This is a genomic window from Streptomyces sp. NPDC006283 (genome assembly GCF_040613325.1).
Taxonomy (GTDB): Bacteria; Actinomycetota; Actinomycetes; order Streptomycetales; family Streptomycetaceae; genus Streptomyces.
In genome coordinates this window covers 1-12,436 of sequence record NZ_JBEXRZ010000214.1, presented here as the reverse complement: position 1 = coordinate 12,436, position 12,436 = coordinate 1, and the positions used below count along the sequence as shown (strand labels likewise).

Here is a 12,436-nt window from a genome sequence, read left to right as displayed (position 1 = left end):
CGGGCCCGCTTCGACAACCACTACATCGAGACCTGGTCGCTGTGGCAGGACATCTGCATCCTGGCCCGCACCGCCGCCTCGCTGTTCCGGCTGGGAGGCAGCTGACCATGACCACCGCTCCCGCGGCCCCCCTCGCCCGCAACCCCGTGTGGCCGCCGCGCACCCCGCGGTACCTGGGGCTGCTGCCACTCGTCGCGACCGTGCTGCTGCCGGCCGTCCCCCTCCCGGCGGCGGACGGCGAAGCGGTCACGGTCGCGCCGGCCGATCGAGGACATCCGGGCCGTGGGCACCTTCGGTCCGACGGACGTCATGGGGATGGCGACGGTCGTCTCGTACGGGCTGCTCGCGGCGCTCGCCCTCGCCCTGCGCACCCCGCCCGACGCGCCGGCCTGGCTGAGGCCGTGCGCGCTCACCGCCGCGGTGGTGCTCCTCGTACCCCTCGCACTGTCGTTCAGCCGCGGCGCCTGGGTCGCCACGGCGGCCGCCGCCCTTCCGGCGGTGCCGCGTGGCGGCCCGGCGCCAGGGACGACACTCCCGGACGGGTCGTCCCTGGCGCGATCCATGACGGGCAGCCGACGACCGGCTGCCCCGCGAAGGCCCCGAACAGCGGCCCACCATGTCCGTGGACGGGGCTCAGAAACCAACGTCAGTGAACCTCCTTCATCTTGGCTCTGAGGGGTGAAAGGGCAGTTCAGCTGGCTTGTTGGTGACATGGCGAAGCCTCCGTCGTTGGTGTGGTGGTCTCATTCAACACATCAAGGGCCGGAGGCTTCGTTGGTCCCGTATTCTGCCGTGCTGGACGTCCCGCATGAGGCCGGTGCCGGTCGGGTCCAGGGACATCCCGCGAAACTACATCGGCGTTCCGTCCGGGGACGTCACCACCTGCAGGTTCACTCCGTGCCGACGGTGCTCTCCCGAGTAGCATACGGGCGCCGGCTGTTGCCAGGCCGCCGTCAACCCAGCGCGAGACCGACCAGATGCCCCACGACCGCATGGACTTGAGCGGCGCAGTGCCAGGGTTGATGCCGAAACCAGCCGCGAGCCGCGATGGGCTTCACCGGCGGGGACGCATCACCCGCCGCACGGTTACCGAGGCGAAGGCCCGATTCAGCGCCGGTCGGTGGCGTATTCAGCGGGTAACGCGGTGGGGCGGGCTCTGAAAAACCAGGGCTCCGGCCGCCGCCCGGGGCAGGCTCGCATCCCATCCGGGAACGCGTCGCGATCTGCGGGACGGCAGGGAAGCGTGGCGGGGCGAGATCCCGGTGGAGCGGTACCGGTCCTGCTGGCTCTCACCACCCCAGATCCCCCATTCACGATTCTCCTGCGCCCACTGCCGACAACCGTCCTGGAGGGGGCAGGGACCGCACACCGCCCTTGCCAGCTGGACGGCCTTGCTCGAACGGATCGCCCCGGAGTCAGATGGGAAGAAGACCTCGTCGGGATCAATACCGGCCTGGGCGCAGGGCAGCACCCCGATCTCACCGGCCGACGGCACGAACAAGGGGGTGAACGGCTCCTCCGGATCTGCCAGTAGCCGCCGGCTGGGACGCGGCGGAATCTTTGGGGAGGGCACGGTGCGCATCCTTCCTGAAGGTACTGGGCGGGAAGTAAGGACCCGGTCCCGCGTGGGTTAGGCGGCTACCGCGAGGAGGGTGGCCGGTGTGGCAGTGGGGTCTCGAAAGCGATGGGCTTCTGCCCTCGGGTGGCGGATGCCCAACGGTTGTCACCGGCTCGGCCGGGACCGCGAGGGAGGGGCGAAGCGGCTGCAAGTGCCCGCTCCCAAGGCCAGTCCGCGCCGCCGATGGCCGTCATCCGGCGACGTCTTGCGGTGTCGGCCATGGTGGCGGGGATCATCGATTGCTGTCAGGACCATAGCCAGCGCGAGAGGGAGCAGGGTGAGTAGTGTGAAAATCATCGGTCGCTGTTCCTGTCGCCTTGGCCGCCCCTCCAAACGCACCACGATCCGAGAGGGCCCCAACGCTCACCCAGCGCCGGCTGCGAGAGGCAATTCAAGGCACCGGATGCTCGCGCCCACGGCCTGGGCAAGCTAGGCGAGGCCCCGGTAGGCAGCGCTGTAGGTCGTGTGACCACGGGCTCCATCAACGACAAACCTCCGGTCACCCGGGGACGGGGACGGCCGTAGAGCCGGACCATGGTGTCCTTTTCCCCTATTAGATGCGGCCGCGTCTAAATCGTCACGGCCGCCTCGCCAAAAAGTTGAGTGCGTCACGCCCTGGGGTGGCGGCATCTGCTGATCGCGACTGCATCGGTGCTCGCCCCGGGCGGATGCGCCCTGCTCGCCATCGCACTGCAGAGCCGCCCCGTGCCCGTTGCGGCGCCTTTCGCCCGGGGGAAAGAGCTATCGGGCGGTGCCGAAGTCCTGCGTCCAGTAGTCGTTCGGCTGCGCGAGGCCGACGCCGATCTCCTTGAACTCGCAGTTCAAGATGTTCTCCCGGTGCCCGGGCCGTCCATCCAGTCCGTCATCAAGCCCTCGGGATCAGCGGCAACAGCCCCGAAAACACCACTTCTACAACCTCGTTGACATTCTGCACGTCACATCAACGATGAAGGAACACGCTCCGACACCACCGATTGTGAGACAGGGACGTTCGTTCGACAGGCCCACTACCGACTCACAGCCTGACTAGGAATTGAGCCATGAGTCTCAAAATGCGTGATGTCCATACCGCTGGGACACTGGCGCCCGTGAAAAAGCAACAAGAGCTTGCTGAGTGCGGAGGGGACAGACATGGCTGCCGTACCGGTCTTCGAGGAGTTCGAGCCCGCCGCGGACTGCGACTGTGCGGGCTGCGCGCACCGGCGCCGCACGCTCGCCGCCGGGGAGCACCCCTCGGCGCAGGGCTGCCGCAGGGCGCTGGTCATGGTCACCGCCGCCGGGGTCGTCCTGGGAGCCACGGGAACGGGGGCGACGGCGAAGAACGCCTCCCCCGCAGCCGTGCGATCCGGGGAGCGGACCGCGGAACCGGGACCGACCACCGAACAGGGTGGCGCCGCGCCGCTGCACGGCCCCGCCGGCCGGCCCGCCACCGCGAAGGCGCCGCTGCGCGCCAGCACCCGCGCGGAGATCATCAAGCGCGCCAAGAAATGGGTCGATGCCAAGGTGCCGTACAGCATGTCGAAGTACTGGTCCGACGGGTACCGCCAGGACTGCTCCGGCTATGTGTCGATGGCCTGGAACCTGGCGAAGAACGAGTGGACCGGAAGCCTCGCCCAGTTCGGCGACCGGATCATGCGCGACGATCTCCGGGCAGGGGACATCCTGCTCTTCCACAATCCCGCCGACCCGACGGGGGGCTCGCACGTCACGATCTTCGGCGGCTGGACCGACTACACGCACACCTACTACACGACGTATGAGCAGGCCAAGCCGCACACCCGCAAACAGGCCACACCGATGGCCTACAGGAACAACTCCGCCTCCTACGTCGCCTACCGCTACAAGGGCCTCGGCACCGGCACGGGCGGAGGCGGAGGGAAACGGAAGGCCGTTCCGTTCCCGGGTGCCTCCCTCTTCCGACCCGGCACGAACAACGCGTCCGTCACTCGCCTCGGCGAAATGCTCGTGGCGCGCGGCGGCAAGCGGTTCTATCGCAAGGGGCCCGGTCCGCGCTGGACGGAGGCCGACCGGCGGGCGACCCAGGCCTTCCAGCGCGCCCAGGGCTGGCGCGGCAAGGAGGCGGACGGCCTGCCGGGACCGCACACCTGGCGGCTACTGGTGAACAAGCAGGGCAAGCACATCCCCGCCGCGAAGCCGACGGCGAGCGGCGTCATTTCAGCAACACCCGGACGCTGAGGTGATCACCAGTTTCCCCGGCCTCGGCAACTTGCTCGGCGCCCGAGTACTTGCCGAGGTCGGGGACGACCGCAGTAGGTTCAGCGACGCCCGGTCCCTGAAGGCATACGCCGGATCGGCACCCATCCCCCGAGCCTCAGGGAAGAAGCGCTACGTCGGACGCCGCTTCGTCAAGAACGACCGCCTCACCCACGCCGGTTACCTGTAGACCTTCGCGGCCATCACCATCTCGCCCGGAGCCAATGCCCACTACCGACGTCGGCGAGACAGGGGGCCGACGCTTTCAGACTCGTGCGTGAGGATGCCCAGGAGTACCCCCAACCCGCGTACTTCGGTTGAGCCCGGCCTTTGCAGCGGCACCGTTCGGAAGGAACGCGCCGGGCGCCTCGGGTTCGGGCTTGGGCTTGGGTGCGCGAACCATGTTCGCAATACTCAGCTGCTCGTGCGCGATCATGTCGTAGGTGCGGACCGCCGCAAGGGCGCACTTGTGCGCGTGGTCGGTGCGCTGCCTGCGCACCTTGCGGTGCTGCTTGGCTACCTTCTCCACCGTCCTTGCGGTGCTTGGCGGTGCGGTTCCCGCTTTCGGCGTGGGAACGCCTTGAGCGCCCGCCGAGCGTCGGCGAGGGCTTCGGCGTTGCGCTTATCGTGCCGGGGGTTGGGCAGGTGTTCGCCCTCGGACGTGGTGAGGAAGTGGGTGACGCCGATGTCGATGCTGGTCACCGCGCCCGTGGCGGGCAACGGTTCGGCGGGCACGTTGTCGCAGGCGAGGATGACGTACCACCGCGGTCCCTCGCGCTTGATCGAAACACTTTTGACGCGGCCCTTCACGGGCCGGTGCTGGTGGACGCGGACGTGTCGGACGTCTTGGAGGCGGACACGGGTGACAGGGTCGTGGGGGGAGTCCCAGCGGCAGCCGTCGCCGTCCCTGGGGAAGTCCACCGTGTCGAACCAGTTGACGCCCCGGAGGTTCGGGAAGTCGTGCGGGAGGCACCGACCGAGCAGCCCCAACGACCCACCCACCACGAACGCAGCACCGAACTGGTACTCGTACTCGACACTGCCTGCTGATCACTCACCAGCCGAACCACAACCCAGCACATTCACACCTCAATCGCGGCGAGGCCGTAAGCAGCGTGACCGGTCGGTGTGCGACACATTGTGCCGGGCGACGCGTGCTTACTCCCCAAGAAGGCGCGCCGCGGGCCCTGACCATGCCCGGCCAGGCCCCACACCAGGTCAGGCACCGGTCTACCGATGCTTCTTCTCGGCGTACTTGCAAGGAACCTCGAGCTGTCAAGGGGGTGTGGTTCCGGGCCTGCGCTCGCCTCGCCGGCGCGGAACCACACATCAAGGGGTGACGGTATGCGACCCACTCGGATCCGCCGCTTCCGCTTCAGGCGTGGCCGCGGCCGTTGGACGTCGCCGGCATGCGCTGGGTCCGATGGCGGCGGGTGACCAGGAAGGCTCCGGTGCAGGCCGCGAGTGCTGTCATGGCGCTGCCCGCGGCGATCGCGGCCGTGCCGGGAATCTGGCTGCCGCCGAGACCGCCCCGGGCCGCGGCGCCGGCCAGAACGGTGAACGAGGCGTTCGCGGTGCGGCTGCCACACCGCACCGTCAGAGTATGGGCGCCGGGCGTGGCGGTGTCGGTCACCCGCGCGGTGGCCGTCGTGGTCGCCCCGGTAGGCAACTGCACGGTGGGGAAGGCCGCGGAGGTGACCGTGCCGCCGCTGGTGCAGCCCGAGGCGGTGAGCTGCAGCGTCGCGCCCTGATGTACCTGCGACGGGCTCACCCTCACGTTCGACGGGCCCGCACCCGCCGGCGTGCCACCCCCCACGCCACAGACGGCGACCACACCAGCACCACAACTGCTCCGGCCGCAGCGACCCGGCCCCATGACAACCTGCGCATAACACTCCTTCAGTGAAGGACACGTCCCGACATGGCCCGGGGGTTGGGCATCGCGCCTCCCGTACACCACCATCAGCACAAGCCCCGACGACGGCACATCCACTTCACGCGCACCAGCCACAGAGAATGGGTGAAACCGCAGGTCACAGCCGCAGTATGTCTCGCAGGCAAGGGTGACCTCATTGATACAAACAGCCCACAGCGAGGCTGGCCGGCGGGGCTGCGCATGCGGCCGTGACGCCGGGCCCGGCTGATCGTTGAGACCCGTGGACGCGGAAGTGCACTCCTGCCACCACGGACGCGGCCCCGTGCGGGGGTTCTGGAATCACGCCCCGGCCAGAGCCCCCGCCCTAACCTCAGCCGACATCCCGGGACAGATCCCAGGCGCGGCCGCCCGCCACTGGACCCAGCGCGGATCGTCCAGCATTCGCCCGGATCACTCAGCCCCGCCGCCTGCACGAACACGACCACATCGTGATTCGAGAACGCCGTTGCCCAGAGACTCCCTACCGGCCGGCGCATCACACTCACCCGCCGACCACCCGTCGCGGACGGCTCGTCCACACGATCAAAGCAGGCATTCCCCTACCATCACGCCGTCCGCCTCACACCGCAGCCACACGCACGTATTCACCCGCCCTCGCTCCCAACGCGGCAACGCACCGGGTGAGTGTTTCGAGATGCGACGGTCGGGTGTGGGTGTTCGCTGTGCTTCGTCCGCTCTCCCCACACACACGAAGCGATCATGAGCATAACCGGTGAGCCCGGCGTCAAATCCGAGCAGGTGCGTGCCAAGGCCCAGGAAATGAAGGATCAGGCCGAACACACCCCAGACCCCGTCGAGTGCAAGCGCCTGACCGATCAGGCCCGCCGGCTCCAGGAACAGAGCGAGCGCGAGCAGTACATGGACGGCCAGGGTAGGAATCCCCGGTAGCAGCCCCGCCTCTATGGCGAGTTCCCCGGCTGGCCCGCGCCCATTCCTGAGACGCTCGGGGGTAGCCACCGGCCGGACACACACGTCTGGCGGTTCTCTTCAGGAAGCAATCCGGAGGAGGCGTGTGTCAGGCAGTGAGTGCAGCGACCTGGAGCCGCTGCACTCACGGCATCCTGCGCACGGTGCCGGCGGCTTCGGGTCCGGTGCTGGAAGGTCGGGCGAACAGGCCCACAGCCTGGTGCCATGACGTGCGGTGCATCTGTGCGGCCAGGTCCTCGGCCGCAGCCTGCGCCTCGGCCGGACCGCCATGGGCCCCGTGATGGGGAAGCAGGACCAGCCAGGATCCGTCCTCGACCGGTGCGAAGAACGACAGATGAACCCGCAACTGCGGGCATGATCGTACCGGCCGGGCGAGGAACAGCAGTCCCAGGCCCGCGAACACCGTCCGGCTGTAGAAGGCCTCGACCACGGTGCGATCGAAGAACGGGTTGCCGGCCCGGCGTGCCGCCAGCCGAACATGACGGAGATCGTCCAGGGGGAACGGGGGCTGCGCGTGCACGGATCCTCGCATTGGTAACGGACGGCGATGTCGCCTCGATCTTGGTCTTCTCACACCCGCACCCAACGCGCGCCGACGGTGCCGCGTGCCCACCTTTCGAAATTATGCGGTTTGGGCTGGTGCGCGGGCGTCGATGGTCGGACACTGAGGGGCAGTGTGCGCCGCACGACCCGCTTGGAGGTGGTGGCGATGCCGAACCAGAGCGTGTCCATCAAGCTGACCCCGGACGACTACACCGTCTCGTTCATCGGGATCCATGTGACCGGGCACGGGCACACCGAAGCCGCCGCATGGAACGACTTCTGGACCACTTACCACGCCCAGTGGAAACCTCGCACCAAACTCGTATCCGCCAACGGCCTCCCCCCAGCCCCTGAAACGCCGGCGCATCCGCACCCTGCGCGTACGCCACCTCTTCGGCTGAACCAACACCTGCGAAGACGCGGGCCAGTCAGCCGCCACACACCGCAGGGGAGGCCCCCGTGATGAGCGCCCACGTCGTCGTGCTTCGCGGCAGCCGCCAGGCCGTCGTCTATGTGACCGGCAAGCTCGACGTCGACACCGCATCCCGGATCCGCCAGGCACTCGTGGAAGCCATTGCCGGGCATGAGCGGGTCATCATCGACCTGCGCCGGCTCAGCTTCTGCGACTGCGCTGGCCTCAGCGCCCTGATCGCCGCACGAAACGCCGCCCGCCACCACGGCACCACCCTGACCTTCCGCAACCCCCCACGCCAACTGGCCCGGCTGCTGCGCCGCATCCCTCACGCCCACACCCTTCCCACCACCCAGTGGGACACGTCAGGCACACCGCACACTCCCGAGCCCGGTGCCAGCGCCCAGTTCTGACACCACAATCCCTTCCGGCAGGCGCGCCACAGGCAATGGGGCGGGTGTGGAGCTCTGGTGATGGTCGGCCTGCTCGAGGTCCAGGGCACCGCGGCGGCCAAGGCGCCGAAGTATGGCGAGCCGGTGGCGGGCCCGGACGGCCGGCGGGCACATGGCCCGGTTGCGGCTGCAGCCCCGCACCGGCCAGCTGCCGAGCACGACAGCCCTGATATCTCGGTCTCGAACCATCAGGACGCATCCTCTTGCGGCGAACCGCACTCGTCGGAGGGATCGGCGCGCTTCTGGCCGCCTCGCTAACCGGAGCTCTCGCGGTAAAGCGGTCCTGCAACAACGCCGTCGGCGGGCCGGTGAGACGATCGCCATTGAGGCACCCACTACTGCGGAGCAGGTCGCGCAGGCTACTGGAATACCGTCGGGCGTCGCGCTCATGGACACCGCACTGAGGGCACCCGCCTCCCACGGAGAGGAAGCTGGGAACGACGTGCCTGCCATCCGCGGCGCACGGGTCACCGAGGCATCGGTCGTTCTCCTTCCTGACGACCCCACAGCGCCGGCCCCCGAGCCCTTCATGCCCGGGGAGACTCGAGGCACCTGGGTGCTTGAGCCGAACACTCCCCTTGCGCCCCTCGAATCCATCGCGCCGACCTCCGCGGGGCCGTATCCGTCGCTCGTCAAACTGGGGGCCACGCAGAACGACGACCTGCTGCACGCCGGGCGTTGCTGCTCGACGCCGCAGCAGACGACGTTGTCCGTGTGCCGCGCACTGGCCCTCGAGGCAGGCACGAATCACTGGAGCAGGCACAGAGAGATCCTGACCGTCGGTCTCCGGCAGCGCCTGGCCGCGCTGCTGCCCAAGGGCCTAATCCGGGCGATGCCTCACCTGTCAGCCGTAACGGCGGACATAGGCAAGTTGCTGTTGGAGTTGCACCAGCACCAGGACGATCCCTCTGCCCTGGCCCACCCGCTGCCGTGGATTCTGATCAGCGCTGCCGACATCGATGCCGAGGAGGCGTGGCAGCTCGCGGACGCCGTATCGGCAGCTCGCGGTTTTCAGATGTGCGTCGTGCTTCCCGCAACCGACGACACCCGGCGCGTCTTTCCCGGGCGCTGGAGATAGGCGCTGCTCCCAATGCGTCCGGGTCCTGGCATCTCGCCGCAGAGCCGATCCGGCTGCAGCGGCTCACGGATGTGCAATATCAGCAGCACGTGCGCGCGCGTGGCTTTTATCGGCAAGTAGTGATCAAGACGAGACTACTCCGGGGTGTTTCTGCCAGAAACACCATCAGGAAGGAGGGTCCCGATCCAGGATCGGTTCGCCGAGTCGCTAACCTTCCCGGGTACCACATCGTCACACAGAGGAGATCCGATGCCGCGGGGCAAGCAAGCAGGCGCTTCAGCTAACGCGCCTAAGGATGAACCCATCAAGGAGCAGCCCCTTGTCATCTCGGGGGGAGGGAAGGAGGTTCCCGTCTCCAAAGTGGAGCCCAACCCCCGCAACTTGCGTGGCGAGGACCTGTGGGACTCGCCGGAGGAGAAGGCGGAGATGGTGGCTTCCCTCAAGGAGGTAGGACTCATCCAGGCGGTGGTCGTAGCGAGGCGTGAAGCCTTCCTGAGCCGCTACCCCGAGGACGAGGCCGGTCTTGGCGACGCCCGCTACGTGGTGATGGCGGGTCATCGCCGCTTCGACGCCGTTCTCGCGGCCGGCCAGAACACCGTTCGCATTGATGTCCAGGACGACATGGTGGCCCACCTCAACCTGGTGATGCTGGAGGAGAACCTCAAGCGTCGCGGCCTAGATGTGTTCCAGGAGGGCGAGGGCTACCGCCGCACGAACATCGAAGACCAGCTCAGTTACCAGGCCATCGCCACCGCTACTGGGCGCAGCAAGTCGCACATCACCAAGCGCGTGAAGCTCCTTGAACTGCCGGAAGACGGCCGACTGCTCGTGAAGCAGCGACGAATCAGCATCGACAGTGCGTACAACTTGTTGACCGCGCTTGGCCAGGGCAATGAGCACCGGTTTGTCGAGGGACACGAGGTGATGGCTGAGCGGGGCCTCACCGCGAAAGAGGCCGCCAACGTGGTGCTCTCCCCCTCCCTCTCCGTTTCTGACAGAAACCAGGCGGCTGCTCCAGGGCTTGAGCCTGACTGGGCAGAACCGTCGAGCGGACGGGAGGCGTCGGCAGCGGTGGGGGTCCTGACCCAGACCGAAAGGGACAGCAGCCCCAATTCAGCTGACGTGAGTGCTCCTATTCCGCACGCTCGGAGTATCGAATCCACCGCGTCTGCCGCTTCCAAGACAAAGCCGCCCATCACTGCGGAGGACGACGCCGATCGCTCGGCCGCCAACTCCGGCCGCAACCAGGCCTGCCAGCAGCTGGTCAGGCACTACGAACCGGAGACGGTGGACCAGGAGACAGCGCGGATCGCCGCATCCTGTGTTGCCAGCGCAGCCGCAAGTACCCTCGCCCGAGCCCACTCCTGGCTACAGGAGGCCGAAGCGGCGAACGCGACTGCGATGACGCCGAGTTCGTACCGCGACTCGGTCCTTCTTGCCTCCGATGGCCCGACGATGGTGCGCCTCGCCTATGCCATCTCTCTTGCGGAGCACGAACTACGGGCATCCGATCGTCGACGTCGATGGGACCACCGCGACGTCGCCCACGTACAGCACCTCCAGGACAGCGCGGCCTACAAGCCAACCGCCTGGGAACAGCGCCATCTCGACTGAACCAACAGGACACCCCAACCGAAGGACACCTGATGACTGAAAAGACTCTCGCCCTGCGCCGGCCCTCGTACGCGAGGCATCTGCCACCCGTGATCGCGAATATGAACCGCGCGGGCTCTGTCGGCAAGACCACGCACATGGTCACGATGTGGACCCTTGCTGCTCTGCGGGGATATCGGGGCCTCATCGTGGATGCCGACCTGCAGTCCGACGCGAGTTACTGGTTCGGCTGGGACGGCGACAATGTCCCCGACGGTGTGGCCACGGTCCATGACGTGATGCTTGGACGGGCAAAACTTCGCGACGCTATCGTTCCGGCCAGGACCCGGATCGGACCGGGCAGCGGCCCAGACGCCTTCATGGAGATCCCCGGCCTCTTCATTCTACGCGGCCACAAGAAGATGGCGCAGGCCGATGGTGAGCTCATCCAGGACGGCAAGGGCGTCTTCTGGCTCCAGATTGCCCTGAAGCGGGGAGTGGGGGAGGAAGAATTCGACTTCATCGGCGTGGACTGCCCGGCTTCTCTCGGACGGCTCTCGGTGTCCCTCCTCGTCGCCTCGACTGAAGTGGCCGTCTGCATGAAGCCCACACGGAAGGAGATCCGGGGCGCGCTTGCGCTCAAGGACGAGATCGCCAAGGTACGTGCCGGCTACGAGGACTGGGACGCAACCCCGGACGCTTCCTTGTTCATCATGAACGAGGCGAAGGAACACGACAGCCAGGGCAAGTTCTATAAGGGCATCCAGGAGGAGGCAGAAAAGCTCTTCGGTGACCGGCTCATGCCCATGGTGAAGGGATCCGTCCTTGTCCCAGAGGCGTACGACGCTCAAGAGCCGCTTCCGTACTGGGCTCCTCAGGCGCCGATCCTCAACACCTACCGCAAGGTCCTCGACCGGACAGGCTTTACCGAGCAGGCAGCTTGATCCGTTTCTGTCAGAAACCGCGGCTCTGGAACCCGCTTGGGAGGGCCACAAGCCGCTGCGCCCCAGGGTTTCCGACAGAGCCAGCACCACGCTCAGCAAGGGCCGCCGAATTGTCCTGAAACGCATGGAGGCCCCCTACCCACATGGCCTTCTGCAGGGATCGTCGCAACCATATCGGTTGTGTCAGACGGCGAGCAGTTTATGCAAAACGCTCGGCTGGGAAACCCCAGCCGAGCGTTTTGCGTGGCCGGCCGTTGAACTGGGCGGCGACGGCCTCAAGGTGCTCGCGGCTGTGGACGGACAGGTGCAGGCCAAGATCGTGTGCGCGTGCCTACGCGCGCACGCACGCAGCTGGATAAGGGAACTTCGTCAGGGTTGGTCCCCTCGATGCCTGCGTGAAGCCGACCGGATCTACATCGCCGACCGGCTCCTGGAGAAGGCTCGTCCAGGCAGGCATGACGAGCGGTGGAGCCCGGAACAGATCTGTCACGCTCTGCGCAGACATGCCGATCGCGGCGGATCTCCCTGGCTGACGATGGAGGGACTGCGGCCCAGTCCGGCGGCGATCGCGCGGACCGTCGCCTTCTCCAGGGGCCGGTCGGCTTCACGCAGGTCCCGGGGACGCACCAGAAGGCGGCACCACCAGCAGTGCCCCGGCGCCGATCAGCCCGGCCTCGTAGACGCTCGACGGCGCGTACTCGAGGGTGACCGTGCCACCC

Annotated in this window: 10 protein-coding genes and 6 pseudogenes; 9 read left to right on the top strand and 7 right to left on the bottom strand. The window is 67.5% G+C overall.

The features are described from left to right. A pseudogene (locus ABZ070_RS30165) lies at positions 1-105 on the top strand (sugar transferase); the annotation flags it as partial. A gap of 162 nt (positions 106-267) precedes the next feature. Next, positions 268-492: pseudogene (locus tag ABZ070_RS30160) on the top strand (hypothetical protein); the annotation flags it as partial. Positions 493-1,129: 637 nt separating this feature from the next. Here the strand turns inward: ABZ070_RS30160 and ABZ070_RS30155 are convergent. Both ABZ070_RS30155 and ABZ070_RS30150 read right to left on the bottom strand, forming a co-directional pair. Continuing rightward, positions 1,130-1,582 (bottom strand): WhiB family transcriptional regulator, encoded by a 453-nt coding sequence (locus ABZ070_RS30155; RefSeq protein WP_356638507.1) that lies wholly within the window; start codon positions 1,580-1,582, stop codon positions 1,130-1,132. A 777-nt stretch (positions 1,583-2,359) separates the two neighbouring features. After that, positions 2,360-2,496 (bottom strand): annotated as a pseudogene (locus tag ABZ070_RS30150) (CAP domain-containing protein); the annotation flags it as partial. Between the two features lie 253 nt (positions 2,497-2,749). Here ABZ070_RS30150 and ABZ070_RS30145 point away from each other — a divergent pair. Both ABZ070_RS30145 and ABZ070_RS30140 read left to right on the top strand, forming a co-directional pair. Then, positions 2,750-3,769 (top strand): annotated as a pseudogene (locus ABZ070_RS30145) (peptidoglycan-binding protein); the annotation flags it as partial. A gap of 19 nt (positions 3,770-3,788) precedes the next feature. Continuing rightward, positions 3,789-4,088: pseudogene (locus ABZ070_RS30140) on the top strand (transposase); the annotation flags it as partial. Positions 4,089-4,097: 9 nt separating this feature from the next. Here ABZ070_RS30140 and ABZ070_RS30135 read toward each other — a convergent pair. From ABZ070_RS30135 to ABZ070_RS30125, 3 genes are all read right to left on the bottom strand, one after another. After that, positions 4,098-4,331, bottom strand: a complete 234-nt coding sequence (locus ABZ070_RS30135; RefSeq protein WP_356638508.1) for a hypothetical protein — start codon at positions 4,329-4,331, stop codon at positions 4,098-4,100. A gap of 17 nt (positions 4,332-4,348) precedes the next feature. Beyond that, positions 4,349-4,822, bottom strand: coding sequence for a hypothetical protein (locus ABZ070_RS30130; protein ID WP_356638506.1), 474 nt, complete (start codon positions 4,820-4,822; stop codon positions 4,349-4,351). A 385-nt stretch (positions 4,823-5,207) separates the two neighbouring features. Further along, complete coding sequence (locus ABZ070_RS30125; protein WP_356638505.1) at positions 5,208-5,603, bottom strand: hypothetical protein; 396 nt, start codon at positions 5,601-5,603, stop codon at positions 5,208-5,210. Between the two features lie 864 nt (positions 5,604-6,467). Here ABZ070_RS30125 and ABZ070_RS30120 point away from each other — a divergent pair. Continuing rightward, complete coding sequence (locus ABZ070_RS30120) at positions 6,468-6,656, top strand: DUF6381 family protein (RefSeq protein WP_356638504.1); 189 nt, start codon at positions 6,468-6,470, stop codon at positions 6,654-6,656. Positions 6,657-6,819: 163 nt separating this feature from the next. Here the strand turns inward: ABZ070_RS30120 and ABZ070_RS30115 are convergent, their stop codons facing one another. Then, positions 6,820-7,215 carry a hypothetical protein gene (locus ABZ070_RS30115; protein WP_356638503.1) on the bottom strand — a complete coding sequence of 132 codons (396 nt, stop codon included), beginning with the start codon at positions 7,213-7,215 and terminating at the stop codon, positions 6,820-6,822. Positions 7,216-7,700: 485 nt separating this feature from the next. Between ABZ070_RS30115 and ABZ070_RS30110 the strand changes: the two genes are divergently transcribed. The 4 genes from ABZ070_RS30110 to ABZ070_RS30095 all read left to right on the top strand — a co-directional run bounded on the left by ABZ070_RS30110 (position 7,701) and on the right by ABZ070_RS30095 (position 11,717). Then, entirely contained in the window at positions 7,701-8,063 is a 363-nt protein-coding gene (locus ABZ070_RS30110) for an STAS domain-containing protein (RefSeq protein WP_356638502.1), read from the top strand. Between the two features lie 427 nt (positions 8,064-8,490). After that, positions 8,491-9,180 (top strand): hypothetical protein, encoded by a 690-nt coding sequence (locus tag ABZ070_RS30105; RefSeq protein ID WP_356638501.1) that lies wholly within the window; start codon positions 8,491-8,493, stop codon positions 9,178-9,180. Between the two features lie 249 nt (positions 9,181-9,429). After that, positions 9,430-10,794: a ParB/RepB/Spo0J family partition protein gene (locus tag ABZ070_RS30100; protein ID WP_356638499.1), complete on the top strand. Its 1,365-nt coding sequence runs from the start codon at positions 9,430-9,432 to the stop codon at positions 10,792-10,794. 89 nt (positions 10,795-10,883) lie between these two features. Further along, on the top strand, positions 10,884-11,717 hold the full coding sequence (locus ABZ070_RS30095) for a ParA family protein (protein ID WP_356638498.1): 834 nt from the start codon (positions 10,884-10,886) through the stop codon (positions 11,715-11,717). Positions 11,718-11,916: 199 nt separating this feature from the next. On the opposite strand, the pseudogene ABZ070_RS30090 reads toward ABZ070_RS30095, so the two are convergent. Then, positions 11,917-12,021 (bottom strand): annotated as a pseudogene (locus ABZ070_RS30090) (IS30 family transposase); the annotation flags it as partial. Between the last annotated feature and the right edge of the window lie 415 nt (positions 12,022-12,436).